Below are 15,925 nucleotides of genomic sequence, written 5' to 3' on the forward strand. Positions count from 1 at the left end.
CATATACCTGGCCCACCCGCAACGCTTCCGCCGCCCACCCCGGGCCCCGGAGATCCCGACCATCGTCGGGATCAACCACCGAAGAACAACCAACCAAGTCCTGTCTCAGACAGGTTGAGAAATTCCGGCTAACGGGGCGGATTTACGGAAAAGGGGTGGGTTTGTGGGGCGCCTGTGCCCGCGATCCTGCCGCTGCATGTGGATCGTTCCCCCGCGAACCCACTGGTCACCACTAGTGTGAACGACGTCGAAGACGGCTAAACGCCAGGACTGCGTTGTGCGTGCTAGCTTCGACCGGAACATTCGGGGGAGATGATGTCAGAACTGATCGTAGAGCCGCCGTCGCTGGTTTCGGCCGCCACCCAGATTCACGACTGTGCGACCCGTATCGGCGAACTCGGCCTCAATGCTGGCCTCGGAACCAGCTTTATGACTCAAACGTTCAGCACACTCGCTGGCTCTTTCCGAGGCGCGACTGACGACATGTCAGGTATCGCTGCGCACGGTGATCGTCTAATCCAAAGCTCCTTGTCGACTGCCTCCAATGCTGTATCAGCATTCGCAGAGCTGGTGATGGCATGCCGAAACACCACCGTCGAAACGGATCAGAGCAGCGGGAAGCTCATCCGCGACGCGGTCGCGTACCCCGCACGTGTCGGACCTGCGACAGACCACCCGGTTCCGGTGCCAATCCTGATGGACGTACTCACGAGGGCGCCACGTTAGATGCCGCCTAGCTACAACGAAGTCACGTCATGGAAGCCCTCAAACCTCGTCTCCATCGCGAACGGGATATTCGCGCTCAAAGCGAGCCTCGACCTGGAAGCACCTCTAGCCGGGAACCCAGTCCTCGACCTCACCCCCGCTGAATGGACAGGCGAGGCCCGAGGACCAGCTGATTCGAGAGCAGAATCGGTCACGCGATGGCTGAGGAACGTCGCGGACGAGTATGGCGATCTGGCATCCGCCGCCACTTCCGGAGCGGCGAATATAGAGAGTGCTGTTACCACACTCAAGAACGCTACGGAGGCGGCGGGCGACCAAGGTTATATCCTCGACCGCGGAAGCCGCGAGTACACCGTTACGTTCGACCCGAACACGGCCCCGTCCGGCGCCGAGTACAGCGCAGATCTCGCCTTCCAACATCAAACGGCTTTGCCTGCTCACGGCACGGCATCCGACCAGGCAGTTACCGACACCAAAAACGCGATTGAATCGGCGCTCAGCGAAATCGGTGGAATCACCCCTGCGTCCATCGCTACCGCCAGCGGCACCATGACGCGAACAACCAATCAGGCGAAGGCCTTTGAGCAGGTATACGGCTACATGCCCGCCACGGCGAACGACTGGCGCATTGCCGCCGCCCTCGATCCGCACAGTTACGACCCGAAGAACAAGGGCGTGCCGCCGGCTATCAGTGTCATAAAGATAAGACCTGTCCCCGGGCAAGGCGTTGTAGCCACTGGATTGTTCATTCCTATTGACGAGGTCATCGCCGGCATGAAAGCGGACAAACCGCTGCCACTCCCTAGGAATCTAGGCGACAATCGCGAATTCGATGTCAACTTCGCACCCGAAGACACCCGCGTGTCATACTTCATCGATTATGAGAATGGCGTAATCGTCGCACGCCAAAATCCATCTGTCGATGAGCACGGCAATGTGAAGACCGGGACGCCCTCGGTCAAGGCCAGCCAACTGGCTGACGGAACGGTCGCAATCGTCTACGAAGGTTCAGATCCACTGGCCCCTGAGATCGCAGCGGACCTCGGTTGGTCCGTGAATGGCCAGACCATTGTCACACCTGAGGCCGGCGGCGCTCGCGTTTCAGGCGAGGCCACAGACTATCCGTCGATGGAGACGTACCAGCATCTACCTGACGGCCGCACTGAGGTCCTTCACCGCGACGACGCGGGCGACCACGACAAGACCGGACCTATGTTGAACCTCAAGTTCCATCACGACTACGGAGACTACGACAATGACCTCGATCGCTTTCCGACGGAGAAGTACACGTCACCTGGCAATCACTCGTATCCGATTGACCTAGGCAACATTACCGGCATGACCGACCTGGGTAGCGCGGACGATCCTCCTGAGCTTGAAGGAGCGCGATGAATCGCCAAGACGTTCTCGGTCTGACGAGGTTTTCTTTCTCCGACTCTTATCACCCCTTCGGCCGATGACTCCAGAGGAGAGTCAAAACGACTCGAACCGTCACGCACCCCAAACCACCTTCGTGGTGCAAACGTTCATGGCCGTCCTACTGATGTACGTGACATTCCTGATACCCAACGTCATCCCGGCATGGCCAGCTGTCGCCTCGCGCTTACTTCTTCTGGCGGGAACCCTTGTTATCTCGTGCGCCCTCCTGGCGATCGGGAAGCCGTGGCGGGAATGGCCTGCAATCATCTCAGGAACAGTTTTCGCCAGCGCTGTTCTGTTGACCGTCCTGGAGTCTTGACTGATGGATAAGCGATTCTTCGGACCTGTGACGCCGTTCGTCACTGTCGCAGCATCAGCGGTATCTCTACTCGCATACACGCTCCTTTGGGCGCCGGGACTGGTCCTCGACATACTTCTGTTTCTTGCTGGCGCAATCGGGATGTACGCGCACGGGAAAACGAGGCATATTTGCACCGGCGTCGCGATCGGAACTCTTTTTGTCCTTGGAGGTCTCGCGATCGCATTCTTCGTCGTGATGGATTGACGACGCGGCTTTTCCAGGCCCCCTGGCACCGAGGGCAACCAGCTAACAAGGGATGATTGCGTCCGTCAAAATCGTGGCGGCCGGCGCTGTACCTACCGCCCCTGACACAAACCCACCCCTTTTCCGTATACCCGCCCGTCGTCGTCGGGGCGTGTTTGAGGAAAAGGGATGGGTTTGTGGAGCGGGTCAGCTGTGGAGCGTCTTGTTCATCCGGCCGACGGCCTCCTCGTACTCGCTCACGAGGTCCGCGATGAGATCGGCGACCGGGGTGATCGCGTTGCAGCGCCCGACGATCTGCCTGCCGGCATCGCGACGACGTCTGGGTTGTCGGCAGCCGAGATCCGCGCGTGCGCCTCCGCGACGAGCAGGTTCTGCAACGGCATCGGCAACGGCTCGGGTGCGTTGTCGGCGTCCCAGGCGTCAGTCCAGGCGGTCTTCAGGAGGCGGGCGGGCTTGCCGGAGTAGATACGACGACGCACGGTGTCCCGCGACGTCGCCTTGAGCAGCGCCTGCTGCACGGTGGACGGCTTGTCCGATCCCTCCGGCACTCCGAGCTTGTACTCGGCAGCGGTGAGCCAGTAGGTCCCCATCCACACGCCCTGCGCACCCAGCGCGATCGCAGCTGCGATCTGGCGGCCGCTACCGACGCCGCCGGCGGCGAGCACCGGCGCGGTGTCGCCGACCGCGTCGACGAGTTCGGGCCACAGGATCATCGAGGTGACCTCGCCGGTGTGTCCGCCACCCTCGTATCCCTGGGCGATGACGATGTCGACGCCGGCCTCGACGTGGTGCAGCGCATGGTCTTTCGCGCCCGCGAGCGCGGCGACCAGCACGCCGTTGTCGTGTGCGGTCTGGATGACGTCCGACGGCGGCGAACCGAGAGCGTTCGCGATCAGCTTGATCTGCCCGTACTTACGACGATGCTCCATGGCGACGTCGACATGCGAGCGGGCCACCGAGTGCAGCCAACCCAGCACGCCCGCATTGACGCGGTCCTCACCGGGCAGTGGCGGAACGCCGAGGTCGTCGAGCGTGCGCTCCACGAACGCCCGATGTTCCGGCGGGATCATCGAATCCAGGTCGACCTTGGAACCCTCGGTCGGGATCTTGGCCGGCATCACGATGTCGACGCCGAACGGCTTACCGTCGGTGTTCTCGTGCATCCACTCGAGGACCTCGTCGAGTTCCTCGGCCTCGTTGAACCGCACGCACCCGAGCACGCCGAGTCCGCCGGCACGGCTGATCGCGGCCGCGACATCCTGACTGGGCGTGAACCCGAAGATCGGGTATTCGATGCCGAACTTGTCGGCGAGTTCTGTACGCATTTTTGCTACTACTCGTTTCCGGCGCTCTACAGCGCCTCTGTCAGATTTTCGGCGCTACAGCGCTTCGTCGGCGGGTCGTTCGGCAGTGACCGCCGCCCCCCAGCGATAGTCGGGTTTTCCTGCGGGCGAACGCTTGATCTCATCGACGAACCAGACGCTGCGCGGGCACTTGTAGCCCGCGAGTTCCTTGCGCACGACGTCGTTGAGGCTCTCCAGGGATGGTCGGGCTCCGTCGCGCGCGGCGATCACCGCGGCGACGCGCTGACCCCAACGGTCGTCGGCGACGCCCACCACGACGGTGTCGAAGACGTCGGGATGTGCCTTGAGCGCGCCCTCGACCTCTTCCGGGAAGACCTTCTCGCCACCGGTGTTGATCGACACCGAGCCGCGACCGAGCATCGTGATGCTGCCGTCGGCCTCGAGCACGGCGTTGTCACCCGGCAGCGAGTAGCGCACGCCGTTGAAGACCTTGAACGTCTTAGCCGACTTCTCCGGATCGTTGTGATAGCGCAGCGGCACATGCCCGGACCGCGCCAGCACCCCGACCTCGCCGCTGCCCGGCTCCACCGGCGTACCGTCCTCGCGGAGAACGTGGGTCTCGCTGTCGGCGTTCACGCGCGGGCCACCGGTGTGCGGGGTGCCCTTCGCGACGATGCCCAGACCGCCGAAGCCGGTTTCCGACGAGCCGATCGCATCGACGATCACCGCGTTCGGGAATCGTTCCAGGAACTGCTCTTTCACACTCGGCGAGAACAGACAGGCCGACGAGGCGATCGAGACGACACTCGACAGGTCGTACTCCTCGCCCTGTCCGAGCGCCTCGACCATGGGGCGCCCCATGGCATCTCCGGTGATGAACACGACGTTGACCTTGTGTCGCTCGACGATCTCCCAGGCCGACGACCCGCTGAACTCGGGGTACACCACGGCTTTTCCGCCGGCGAACAGCGACTGGAAGATCGCCCACTGCGAGCCGCCGTGGATGAACGGCGGGATCGGGTACCGAACCAGCTGGCCGCCGTCGGCGCCGGTCTTGGCGAGGTGCCACTCGTCGGGGATGGGTTCGCTGGTGTACCAGTCGATTCCGCCGCCGAGGACGCGCCACACGTCCTCCTGACGCCAGACGACGCCCTTCGGTTTCCCGGTGGTACCGCCGGTGTAGAGCATGTACAGGTCGTCGTTCGACCGCTCCTCGAAATCGCGTTCCGACGACGACTCGGCGATGGCGTCCTCGTAGCGGATCGCGTCGCCGTGGCCCTCACAGCACAGGTCTTCCGACGTCCCGTCCTCGATGGCGATGCGGTACTCGATGGAGGGCGATTTCGGTAACGTGTTGCACACCCGCGGCGAGTAGCGGCGCTCGTGGATCAGGACCTTCATCCCGGAGTCGGTGAAGATGTGCTCCAATTCGGCCTCGACATAGCGGTAGTTCACGTTCACCATGACCGCCCGGGCCTTGAAGATCGCGATCATCGACTCGACCGACTCGATGGTGTTTCTGCTGTACAGACCCACCCGGTCGCCGGGTTGCACACCCAGCGCGCGTAGCTTGTGGGCGAGCGCGTTCGACCGCGCCTCGAGCTCCGCATATGTCCGGCTGTGGTCGCCGGATTCCAGCGCGACGCGCTCGGGTACCAGGTCGACGGCATGCTCGATGAGATCGGCGATCGTATAGGCCATGGCTCAAAATTAGAACGTGTTATCGTTCTGGGCAAGTGCGGAATATGACCGGGAGACAGCGATGACCACAGCCACCCCCACCGAGTCCGTCACCGACAAGGCTCCCGAGTGCCTCGTCGAGAAGCGCGGACACATTCTCATCGTCACGATGAACCGTCCGGAGGCGCGCAACGCGCTCTCCACCGAGATGATGCGGATCATGACCGAAGCCTGGGATCAGGTCGATTCCGATCCCGACATCCGGGTCGCGATCCTCACCGGCGCGGGCGGTTACTTCTGCGCCGGGGCCGACCTGAAGAGCATGAACAAGAAGCCCCCCGGTGACACCGTCGACTCCGGCGCCTGGAACCCCGCGTCGCTGCCGGCGCTGCTGAAGGGCCGTCGCCTGACCAAGCCGCTGATCGCCGCGGTCGAGGGCCCGGCCATCGCAGGCGGTACCGAGATCTTGCAGGGAACCGACATCCGCATCGCCGGCGAGAGCGCCAAGTTCGGTGTGTCCGAAGCGCGTTGGGGCCTCTACCCGATGGGCGGCAGCGCGGTCCGCCTCGTCCGCCAGATTCCCTACACCGTCGCTTGCGACATCCTGCTGACCGGCCGTCACGTCACCGCGCACGAGGCCCTCGAGTACGGCCTCATCGGCCACGTCGTCGAGGACGGCAAGGCACTCGACAAGGCGCTCGAGCTGGCCGAGAAGATCGCCGCCAACGGTCCGCTCGCCGTCCAGGGCATCCTCAAGACCATCCGCGACACCGAGGGTCTGCACGAACTCGACGCCTTCGAGCTCGACGCGAAGATCGGCGTCGCGGTCTTCAAGTCGAAGGACGCCAAGGTCGGACCCCGCGCGTTCGCGGAGAAGCGCACCCCGGAGTTCACCGGAGAGTGAGAGCCACCCACCGCCGGTGAGAATCCACACCGCACTTTTCGGTCCACAGCACGCGGCCGAACGCACCCGGGCGTTACGGGACGTCGGAGTCGACGGGGTGTTCACGTTCGACGGCCCGCACGACGTCTTCAGCCCGCTGTTCGGCGCGTCCGGCGTCGACGACGTCGCGCTGATGACCAACGTCGCGATCGCGTTCCCACGCAATCCGATCACGGTCGCCCATCAGGCCAATGATCTCCAGCTGCTCAGCGGCGGCCGGTTCACGCTCGGACTGGGGACTCAGATCCGCCCGCAGATCGAGAAGCGGTTCGGGGTGCCGTTCGAGCGTCCGGTCGACCGCATGGTCGAATTCGTCGCCGCTTTACGCGCGATCTTCGACTGCTGGCAGAACGGCGCCCGCCTCGACTTCGACGGCGAGTTCTACCGCCATCGGCTCATGACGCCGATGTTCAACCCCGGACCGAATCCGCACGGGCTGCCACCGATCTTCGTCGGTGCCCTGGGACCGCGCCTCACCCGCGCCGTCGCCGAACATGCGGACGGCCTGCTCGTCATGCCGTTCACCACCGACCGGTTCGTCCGCGAATCGATCCTGCCGCGTGTCGACGCCGGCCTGGCGGCGTCGGGGCGTCGTCGTGAGGACTTCTCGGTGATGCCGGAGATCATCGTGGCCACCGGTCGTACCGAGGAGGAGTTCGAGACCTCGGTCGACGCGGCCCGGCGCCTGCTGTCGTTCTACGGCTCCACACCGGCCTATCGGCCGGTGCTGGAGTTGCACGGCTACGGCGACCTCCAGACCGAACTCAACCTGCTGTCGAAGCAGGGCCGCTGGGCCGAGATGGTCGGACTCGTCGACGACGAGCTCCTCGAGCTCATCGTCGCCCACGGCAGCCCCCGCGACGTGGCCGCGACGATCCGCGCACGATCGGATGACATCGCCACGGATGTCGCCATCTACCAACCGTTCCCGCTCGCCGACGAGACGCTCGCCGAGATCATGGACGGCCTCGAGGCGTAGCGCCCCAAACACGGATCACACCAGCGTCGCCAGCTGCCGGATGGTGTCGGTGTCGCGGGCGGTGACCATCAGCATGGTGACGCCGGCGGCCTCCCATTCCTTGATCTGTGCGCGGACCTCGTCGGCGGTGCCGACGAGCATCGTCTCGCGGACCATCTCGTCGGGGACCGCGGCCATCGCCTCGGCCTTCTTGCCGCCGAGGAACAGACTCACGATCTCGTCGACCGCGTCGCCATAACCCATCCGCTTGTAGAGCTCGGCGTGAAAGTTCTTCTCCTTGGCGCCCATTCCGCCGACGTACAGCGCGGTCGACGGTCGGTACCGCTCGATCGCCGACGCCACGTCGTCGGTGATGACGACCTGTACCGTGGCGGCGACCTCGAAGTCCGCGCGGCCGCGGCGGGCACCCGGGCGCGCGAAACCCTCGTCGAGCCAGGAGTTGTACTGATCGGCGAGTCCGAGGCTGAAGAAGATGGCGAGCCAGCCGTCGGCGATCTCGGCGGTCTGCGCGACGTTCTTCGGACCTTCGGCGCCCAGCCAGATCGGCAAATCGGCGCGCAGCGGGTGCGTGATCGGCTTGAGCGGCTTGCCGAGTCCGGTGGCACCGGGCGCGTCGGCGGGATACGGCAGCGGATAGTGCGGCCCGTCGTTGGTCACCTTGTCGGCACGCGCGAGCACGTCGCGAACCACCTGAACGTATTCGCGGGTGCGCGCCAACGGTTTTCCGAACGGTTCGCCGTACCAGCCCTCCACCACCTGCGGCCCGGAGACACCGAGGCCGACGATATGCCGGCCGTTCGACAGGTGATCCAGGGTCAACGCATGCATTGCCAGCGATGTCGGCGGCCGTGCCGACAGCTGGGCCACCGCGGTGCCGAGCCGGATGCGCGACGTCGCCGCGCCCCACCACGCCAGCGGTGTGTAAGCGTCCGATCCCCAGGACTCCGCGGTGAACACCGCGTCGAACCCGCACTCCTCCGCGACCGCGATCAACTTCGGCGCGTTCGGGATCGGATCGGCGCCCCAATAACCGAGTTGCAGACCGAGCTTCACTCGCACTCCCCTCTCGCCGGACCATGGAGATTCTCACGGCCTGACATGCACCTTGTGTCCAATACTAGAACGTGTTCTACTCAAGTTGTGAGCATGAGCGTAACGTCTCCCGCCGCCGGCAACCCCATCGCCAGTCCCGTTGCCACGGTGCCCGAGCCGAAGTCCCCGATCCTGACCGCTCCCCTGATCAACTCCTTCGACTACACCCGGTCGCTGGGCCCGGTGCTGAGCCAGTTCGCGCTCGCACTGCGCGACGGCCGGATCGTGGGATCGAAGGGCAGCGACGGCAAGGTGTCCGTGCCGCCGGTCGAGTTCGATCCCGTCACCGGACAACAGTCGACGGAGATCGTGGAGGTCTCGACCGTCGGCACCGTCACCAGCTGGACCTGGCACGACGACCCGGTGCCCGGGCAGCCGCTCGACAAGCCGTTCGCGTGGGCCCTGATCAAACTCGACGGCGCGGACACCGCACTGCTGCATGCGGTTTCGGTCGACTCCCCGTCGGACATCTCGACCGGCCAGCGCGTGCACGCGGTGTTCTCCGCAGCACGGATCGGTCGCATCGACGACATCGCCCACTTCGCGCCGGGCGAGAGCACCGACGCCGCACCGGAGAACACCGCCGAGGCACCGAAGGGCGCCGACACCGGCCTCGTCGTCATCCCGACCCCCGTCAGGACCGAGATCACGCACTCCGCCAACGAGGAGGAGTCCGTCTACCTCGAAGGGCTGAAGGCGGGCAAGCTGATCGGTACCCGGATCGGTTCCGGCGTCGACGAGGGCCGCGTCTACTTCCCGCCCCGCGGGGTGAGCCCCGCCGACGGGGCGCCGGCCGTCGAACGCGTCGAACTCGCGCACACCGGCATCGTGACGACCTTCTGCATCGTCAACGTGCCGTTCCAGGGCCAGCGGATCAAACCGCCGTACGTCGCGGCCTACGTGCTGCTCGACGGCGCCGACATCCCCTTCCTGCACCTGATCCTCGACTGCGAGGCCGCCGACGTCCGAATGGGCATGCGGGTCAAGGCCGTTTGGCTGCCCGAGGACGAGTGGGAGCACTCGATCGGCAACATCAGCCACTTCGCCCCCACCGGTGAACCCGACGCCGAGTACGAGACCTACAAGGATCACCTCTGATGACACTGCCACCGATCGCGATCATCGGGTTCGCCCACAGCCCCAACGTGGAGGGGACCCACGGCACCACCAACGGTGTCGAGATGCTCATCCCTTGCTTCGACAAGCTCTACGCCGAACTGGGCATCAACCGGACCGACATCGAGTTCTGGTGTAGCGGATCGTCGGATTACCTTGCCGGCCGCGCGTTCTCGTTCATCTCCGCCATCGACTCGATCGGCGCGATGCCGCCCATCAACGAGTCGCACGTCGAGATGGACGGCGCCTGGGCGCTGTACGAGGCCTGGGTGAAGATCGCCACCGGCGAGGTCGACCTGGCGCTCGCCTACGGCTTCGGTAAGGCCTCCGCGGGCAACACCGACCAGACCCTCGCCCTGCAGACCGACCCCTACACGGTCGCGCCGCTGCATCCCGACGCCCGGTCGCTGGCCGCGCTGCAGGCGCGTGCCGGTATCGACGCCGGGACCTGGACCGAGGCCGACATGGCCGCCATCGGCGCCCGCACCTCCGGCGGATCGGTCGACGATCTGCTGGCCGGTGAGTACGTCGCGAATCCGTTGCGCCGCCACGACATCGCGCCCTACACCGACGCGGCCGCCGCGGTCGTCATCGCGAGTGAGCGCAAAGCCCGCGAGCTGGTGGCGAATCCGGCGTTCGTCACCGGGTGGGACCACCGCATCGACACGCCGAACTTCGGGGCCCGGGATCTCACCGTCTCGCCGTCGACCAAGCTGGCCGGCGACACCGCCTTCGGTGACCGCAGCCGCGCGGTCGACGTCGCCGAGATCCACGCGCCGTACTCGCATCAGGAGATCATCGTGCGCAACGCCCTCGATCTGCCGGATTCGGTGCGGATCAACCCGTCCGGCGGCGCACTCGCCGGCAACTCGCTGTTCTCGGCCGGCCTGCAGCGCATCGGCTATGCAGCCCACGAGATCCTCAGCGGCAACGCCGGAACCGCCGTCGCCCACGCGACCAGCGGTCCGCTGCTGCAGCAGAACATGGTGGTCACCCTGAGCGCCCAGAACAACTCCGAAGGCGGGAACTGATGGGACACAAGAACCGTGCGGCCGTCCTCGGTACCGGCCAGACCCGATACGTCGCCAAGCGTTCCGACGTCACGATGGCCGGGATGGTCCGCGAGGCCATCGACGCGGCACTGATCGACTCCAAGGTCTCTCTCGACGACATCGACGCGATCGTCATCGGCAAGGCCCCCGACCTCTTCGAGGGGTCGATGATGCCCGAACTCGCGATGGCCGAAGCCATCGGCGCGGTCGGCAAGCGTCTGATCCGCGTGCACACCGCCGGCTCGGTCGGTGGTTCGACGGCGAACGTCGCTGCGTCCCTGGTTTTCGCCGGCGTCCACAAGCGCGTGCTCGCCGTCGCCTGGGAGAAGCAGTCCGAGTCCAATGCGATGTGGGCGCTGTCGATCCCGGTGCCGTTCACCAAGCCGGTCGGCGCCGGCGCGGGCGGCTTCTTCGCCCCGCACGTGCGCTCCTACATCCGCCAGTCGGGTGCACCCGAACACATCGGCGCGATGGTCGCGGCGAAGGATCGCCGCAACGGCGCCCTCAATCCCCTGGCGCACCTGCATCAGCCGGATCAGAGCGTCGAGAAGGTCATGAGCTCGCAGATGCTCTGGGACCCCATCCGTTACGACGAGACGTGCCCGTCGTCGGACGGTGCGTGTGCGGTCGTGATCGGTGACGAGCAGGTCGCCGATGACGCGGTCGCCGCCGGCAACCCGGTCGCCTGGATTCACGCCACCGCGATGCGCACCGAGCCGCTGTCCTACGCACATCGCAACGTGGTGAGCCCTCAGGCCGGGCGGGATGCCGCGGCCGCCCTGTGGAAGTCGGGTGGGATCAGCAACCCGCTCGAAGAAGTCGACGTGGCCGAGATCTACGTGCCGTTCTCGTGGTTCGAACCGATGTGGCTGGAGAACCTCGGCTTCGCCGCCGAGGGCCAGGGCTGGAAGCTGACCGAGTCGGGCGACACCGAGATCGGTGGTCGCATCCCGCTCAACGCCTCGGGCGGCGTGCTGTCGTCGAACCCGATCGGCGCGTCGGGCATGATCCGCTTCGCCGAAGCCGCGATCCAGGTCATGGGCAAGGCCGGCGACCACCAGGTCGACGGTGCCCGCAAGGCCCTGGGTCACGCCTACGGCGGTGGCTCACAGTACTTCTCGATGTGGCTCGTCGGGGCCGACAAGCCGCTGCACTGACCGGCGTTTCGTGGCATTCATGCGCGCCGTGTGCGCATGAATGCTACGAAACCCGTTCGGGCAGAGCGCAAGCCATCCCGTCCGACATCCCGGTCGGGCGGACGCCCAACGACTGGTTGAGGCGAGCCCGCTGGTTCTCCCAGGCGACGGTCATCGCGAGTTCGACGATCTGCGTCTCCGTGAGGTGTGCACCGAGGCGTCGACGCAGGTCCGCGAGATCATCCCCCACTGCTGGGGTCAGGGTCATCGCCTCGGCGTAGGCGATGACGAGTTTCTCCAGATCGCTGTAGGCCGTCGAGTTCTGATAGCGCGGAAGGTCGCGCATCTGTTGTTCGGTGACGCCGGAACTCGCGGCCAGCGCCGATCCGATGTCGAGACAGAACTCGCAGCTCACCATCCCGGCGGCCTTGAGTTCGGCGAGCTCTTTGAGTTTCGGGTCCACCTTGTTGGACAGCAGCATCGCGCTCTCCACCCCGACCGTAGCCCCGGCGAGCAGCGGGCGGCGCCCGAGTTGCCGGATGAGGTCGGTGCGATGACGTTTCGCCTGCCCGAACGCGCGGATGAAGTGTCGGATTCGATGTAGTGATCTCATACCGGTTCTTCCCGTCCTCGCCGGTGGCTGTAACGCCACGCGATCAAGTATGTGACCAGCAGAACGATCGCCGCCAGCCCCGCCGACCCGTGCGCCACGGCCCCCCACGCGAAGACCCCGATCTCGTGCACGCCACGGCCGCCCATGACCAGCCCGAGCGGCACCCCGACGATGACCGCCAGTGGCAGCCCACGCCGACGCGTCGACGCCACCGCGATCGCGGCACCGATCGCGATGAACGCGAGGCCGCCGTCGATCATCGCGTGCTGGTTGTACGGCTCGCCGAGCGAGGTCGAGATCCACTCGCCTGCAACCATGTTCACCACACCGTGGACGACCAGCACGATGCCCAGCACGGCTGCGGAAACCTGCGCGAGCGACCATCGCCACCGACTGTCCCGCGGCCTCGCCTCGGCGACCCGTCGTTCGACGGCGGCGTACGTCGACGCGGACGGCTCGCGCCGGAACGCGTTCGCCAGCACCACCAGGTCGGGGTCCACCGACCCCGGCCGGGCGGAGCCGGCCAGGACTGCTGCGATGTCGTCGTCGAGACGCGCAGCGGCGGCGATCTCGACAGGGTCGAAGGCCACGTCGGCCTCGTACGGATCAGGCGACGTCACTGTGGCATCACCTCCCTCAGCTTCGCCACGCCCCGGTAGACGAGCATCCGGGCGGCGGTCGCCGAGATACCCATCGCCGCTCCGATCTCCTCCGAGGTCAGCTCGGTGGCAAATCGCAGCGTGACCGCCTCACGCTCCCGGGCGGTGAGCACCCACAACCGGCTTCGGACATCCTCGACGTCTGCGGCCCGCAGCATCGCCGTCTCCGGATCATCCGCGGCGGCCCCGCGCCGGTCGATGTCGACATCCACCTCGGCCACGGGCACCTCCCGGGCATTGCGTGCCCACCAGTCCGCCACGACGTGTCTGGCGATCCCGATGAGCCACCCGCCTATCGTGCCGCGCCGGTCGTCGAAGCCGCCCCGCGAACGAATCGCCTTGGCGAACACCTCCGCGGTCACATCGTCGGCGTCGGCGTCTCCCGGCACGCGTGTACGCACGTAGCGCCAGACCCCCGCAACGTGTTCGCGGTACACCGCGTCGAACTGGTCGATCGCGCCGGACTCCGAGTCCTCACACCTTTCGTGTCGACGTTCCCTCGACTCATCTTCCGCCCGGCACCGCCGGCTGTAACGACGGATCGGACGAAGAAACCGCGGGCGGGACAGGTGACGTGGTCACCGGTCCCGCCCGCGGCGGATCGTTGTGCGAGGTCAGGCCTTGCGCACCGAGTTGATCGTCCTCTCGACCTCCCAGTAGGCCCGGAGCGCCGAGAGCCGGCCCTCCGAGTCGGCGTGGTAGGTGAACACGCCGCGTGCCTCGGAGACGTGACCTGCGATGTGGGTGACGATGCTGCCGATGTAGGCGACCTCGTTCCCGCAGATGATCTCCTCGTCGAAGCGGAACTCGATGCTCTCGGTGGCTGCGATCGACTTGTCCCAGAACTCCGAGATGCGGTCGTATCCCCGGAATCCGACACCCTCGGGGTCGAACATCGAGGGGCCCACCGGATCCTGGACGATGGCGTCCGGCGCGAAGTTGTCGATCCACGCCTGCTTGTCGCGGGACTCCACGAACTCTCGGGAACGACGCCCCGCCACGACAGCGGGATGGTTCTCGCGGTCGATGTTCAGGTAGGCGGGTGCCTCTTCAGCTGCGGTCACTTCGTCCCGTAGTCGACGCGGAGTTCCTTGACACCGTTGATCCACCCGTGGCGGAGACGACGAGGTGCGTCGAGCTTGGTGATGTCCGGGACGAGGTCGGCAAGCGCGTTGAACATCAGGTTGATCTCCATGCGTGCCAGGTTGGCGCCGACGCAGAAGTGCGCACCGTTGCCACCGAAGCCGACGTGCGGGTTCGGGTCGCGAAGGATGTTGAACGAGAACGGATCGTCGAAGACATCTTCGTCGTAGTTGGCCGAGCCGTAGAACATTCCGACGCGCTCGCCCTTCTTGATGTCGACGCCGCCGATCTGCGTGTCGCGCTTGGCGGTTCGCTGAAAGCAGTTGACCGGGGTGGCCCAGCGGACGATCTCGTCGACCGCGGTCGCCGGACGCTCCTTCTTGAACAGTTCCCACTGGTCGGGGTTGTCCAGGAAGGCGTTCATACCGTGGCTGATCGCGTTGCGCGTGGTCTCGTTGCCGGCGACGGTCAGCAGGATGAAGAAGAACCCGAACTCCGTCTCGTCGAGATGCTGGCCGTCGATGTCGGCGTTGACGAGAGTGGTGACGATGTCGTCGCCCGGATTGCGACGCTTCTCCTCGGCCATCTGGTAGCCGTAACCGAGGATCTCGGCGTTGGCCTGCTGCGGATCCGTCGTGTAGTCCGGATCGTCGGCGTTCATCATCGAGTTCGACCAGTCGAACAGCTTCTCGCGGTCCTCCTGGGGCACACCGAGGAGGTCTGCGATGGCGAGTAGCGGCAGGTCGACGGCGACATCCTTGACGAAGTCGCCGGTGCCCTTCTCCGCGGCACGCGACACGATCTCGCGGGCGGCGTCGTCGAGCTTCTCCTCCAGCGAGTGCACCGCACGGGGGGTGAACAGCTTGGAGACCAGCTTGCGGAGGCGGGTGTGCTCCGGCGGATCGTGGTTGATCAGCAGCGCTTTGGTGATCTCGATCTGCTCGGCGGTCATGTCGTCTTCGAAACGCATGATGACGCCGTTGGCGTTGGTCTCCCAGTCATCGTTGTTCTTGGAGATCTCGCGGACGTGGGCGTGCTTGGAGATCACCCAGTACCCGCCGTCGTGGAAGCCACCACCCTTGCCGGGTGCCTGGGCGTTCCACCAGACCGGCGCGGTCTTACGGAGCTGCGCGAACTCCTCCACTGGGATTCCCTGCTCGAGCAGGTCCGGGTTGGTGAAATCCCACCCCTCCTGCTCCATGAACGCACACTTGCCGACGACGTCGGAAGGGCTCGTGCGCGCAGAATCCGCCGTGGTCGGCTCACTGCCGATCGGGGCACTCTGGGCCTGGGTCACGTCACACCACCTCGCTGGAGATTTAGAACCTGTTTCACTCTCATTAGACCACATTGTGACACACGCGACAGCCCCCGATGAGAACTTGTTCTAGTTTTGGATGACCGGATGGTCCCCCACCTGCGGACTTAACCGGCTCTTCCTGATTCAGAGTGCGTCGAGGTGTTGTGCGAGGCCGCCGGAGTGGATGAGTGACCGCAAGATGTAGTGGTTGAGGTTGCGGAAGCCCAACGCGATCCCGCGGAGGTGTTCCAGGCGGCC

At 65.6% G+C, this 15,925-nt stretch carries 14 protein-coding genes and 1 pseudogene; 7 read left to right on the plus strand and 8 right to left on the minus strand.

Annotated features, from left to right (window positions below; translation table 11 throughout):
• Positions 1 to 726 precede the first annotated feature (726 nt).
• Both BJF87_RS18085 and BJF87_RS18095 read left to right on the plus strand, forming a co-directional pair.
• On the plus strand, positions 727 to 2,118 hold the full coding sequence (locus tag BJF87_RS18085) for a hypothetical protein (protein WP_006358688.1): 1,392 nt from the start codon (positions 727 to 729) through the stop codon (positions 2,116 to 2,118).
• Between the two features lie 349 nt (positions 2,119 to 2,467).
• Positions 2,468 to 2,710, plus strand: a complete 243-nt coding sequence (locus BJF87_RS18095; RefSeq protein ID WP_035754632.1) for a hypothetical protein — start codon at positions 2,468 to 2,470, stop codon at positions 2,708 to 2,710.
• A 186-nt stretch (positions 2,711 to 2,896) separates the two neighbouring features.
• On the opposite strand, the pseudogene BJF87_RS18100 reads toward BJF87_RS18095, so the two are convergent.
• Together BJF87_RS18100 and BJF87_RS18105 are read right to left on the minus strand one after the other, a co-directional pair.
• Positions 2,897 to 4,035, minus strand: a pseudogene (locus BJF87_RS18100) (NAD(P)H-dependent flavin oxidoreductase).
• A 54-nt stretch (positions 4,036 to 4,089) separates the two neighbouring features.
• Positions 4,090 to 5,715, minus strand: a complete 1,626-nt coding sequence (locus BJF87_RS18105; protein ID WP_006360680.1) for an acyl-CoA synthetase — start codon at positions 5,713 to 5,715, stop codon at positions 4,090 to 4,092.
• A 61-nt stretch (positions 5,716 to 5,776) separates the two neighbouring features.
• On the opposite strand from BJF87_RS18105, the gene BJF87_RS18110 reads away from it, so the two are divergent.
• Both BJF87_RS18110 and BJF87_RS18115 read left to right on the plus strand, forming a co-directional pair.
• A complete protein-coding gene (locus tag BJF87_RS18110) occupies positions 5,777 to 6,598 on the plus strand; it encodes a crotonase/enoyl-CoA hydratase family protein (protein ID WP_006360681.1) in 822 nt (273 codons plus the stop codon).
• Positions 6,599 to 6,614: 16 nt separating this feature from the next.
• Positions 6,615 to 7,616, plus strand: coding sequence for a TIGR03617 family F420-dependent LLM class oxidoreductase (locus BJF87_RS18115; RefSeq protein WP_006360682.1), 1,002 nt, complete (start codon positions 6,615 to 6,617; stop codon positions 7,614 to 7,616).
• Positions 7,617 to 7,631: 15 nt separating this feature from the next.
• On the opposite strand, the gene BJF87_RS18120 is transcribed toward BJF87_RS18115, so the two are convergent.
• Positions 7,632 to 8,669, minus strand: coding sequence for an LLM class F420-dependent oxidoreductase (locus tag BJF87_RS18120; protein ID WP_075863685.1), 1,038 nt, complete (start codon positions 8,667 to 8,669; stop codon positions 7,632 to 7,634).
• Positions 8,670 to 8,762: 93 nt separating this feature from the next.
• On the opposite strand from BJF87_RS18120, the gene BJF87_RS18125 reads away from it, so the two are divergent.
• From BJF87_RS18125 to BJF87_RS18135, 3 genes are read left to right on the plus strand one after another with little or no spacing between them, the layout of a single operon-like run.
• Positions 8,763 to 9,806, plus strand: a complete 1,044-nt coding sequence (locus tag BJF87_RS18125; protein ID WP_035754620.1) for a Zn-ribbon domain-containing OB-fold protein — start codon at positions 8,763 to 8,765, stop codon at positions 9,804 to 9,806.
• Positions 9,806 to 10,855: a thiolase domain-containing protein gene (locus tag BJF87_RS18130; RefSeq protein WP_035754618.1), complete on the plus strand. Its 1,050-nt coding sequence runs from the start codon at positions 9,806 to 9,808 to the stop codon at positions 10,853 to 10,855. Before BJF87_RS18125 ends, BJF87_RS18130 begins: the two co-directional genes overlap by 1 nt.
• Entirely contained in the window at positions 10,855 to 12,033 is a 1,179-nt protein-coding gene (locus tag BJF87_RS18135) for a thiolase domain-containing protein (RefSeq protein ID WP_035754616.1), read from the plus strand. The genes BJF87_RS18130 and BJF87_RS18135 overlap by 1 nt, the downstream gene beginning before the upstream one ends.
• A gap of 43 nt (positions 12,034 to 12,076) precedes the next feature.
• Here the strand turns inward: BJF87_RS18135 and BJF87_RS18140 are convergent, their stop codons facing one another.
• The 5 genes from BJF87_RS18140 to BJF87_RS18160 all read right to left on the minus strand — a co-directional run bounded on the left by BJF87_RS18140 (position 12,077) and on the right by BJF87_RS18160 (position 15,664).
• Positions 12,077 to 12,625: a carboxymuconolactone decarboxylase family protein gene (locus BJF87_RS18140; RefSeq protein ID WP_035754614.1), complete on the minus strand. Its 549-nt coding sequence runs from the start codon at positions 12,623 to 12,625 to the stop codon at positions 12,077 to 12,079.
• On the minus strand, positions 12,622 to 13,245 hold the full coding sequence (locus BJF87_RS18145; RefSeq protein WP_006360688.1) for a hypothetical protein: 624 nt from the start codon (positions 13,243 to 13,245) through the stop codon (positions 12,622 to 12,624). Before BJF87_RS18145 ends, BJF87_RS18140 begins: the two co-directional genes overlap by 4 nt.
• The gene (locus BJF87_RS18150; RefSeq protein WP_006360689.1) at positions 13,242 to 13,721 is read right to left on the minus strand and encodes an RNA polymerase sigma factor; all 480 of its coding nucleotides are present in this window, start codon (positions 13,719 to 13,721) and stop codon (positions 13,242 to 13,244) included. The genes BJF87_RS18145 and BJF87_RS18150 overlap by 4 nt, the downstream gene beginning before the upstream one ends.
• 177 nt (positions 13,722 to 13,898) lie before the next feature.
• Positions 13,899 to 14,348, minus strand: coding sequence for a nuclear transport factor 2 family protein (locus BJF87_RS18155; RefSeq protein ID WP_006360690.1), 450 nt, complete (start codon positions 14,346 to 14,348; stop codon positions 13,899 to 13,901).
• Positions 14,345 to 15,664 (minus strand): cytochrome P450, encoded by a 1,320-nt coding sequence (locus BJF87_RS18160; RefSeq protein WP_075863686.1) that lies wholly within the window; start codon positions 15,662 to 15,664, stop codon positions 14,345 to 14,347. Before BJF87_RS18160 ends, BJF87_RS18155 begins: the two co-directional genes overlap by 4 nt.
• Positions 15,665 to 15,925: the final 261 nt, after the last annotated feature.

Origin of the sequence: Gordonia sp. CNJ-863, from assembly GCF_001942325.1 — a bacterium.
In the GTDB taxonomy this organism is placed as follows: Bacteria; Actinomycetota; Actinomycetes; order Mycobacteriales; family Mycobacteriaceae; genus Gordonia; species Gordonia alkanivorans.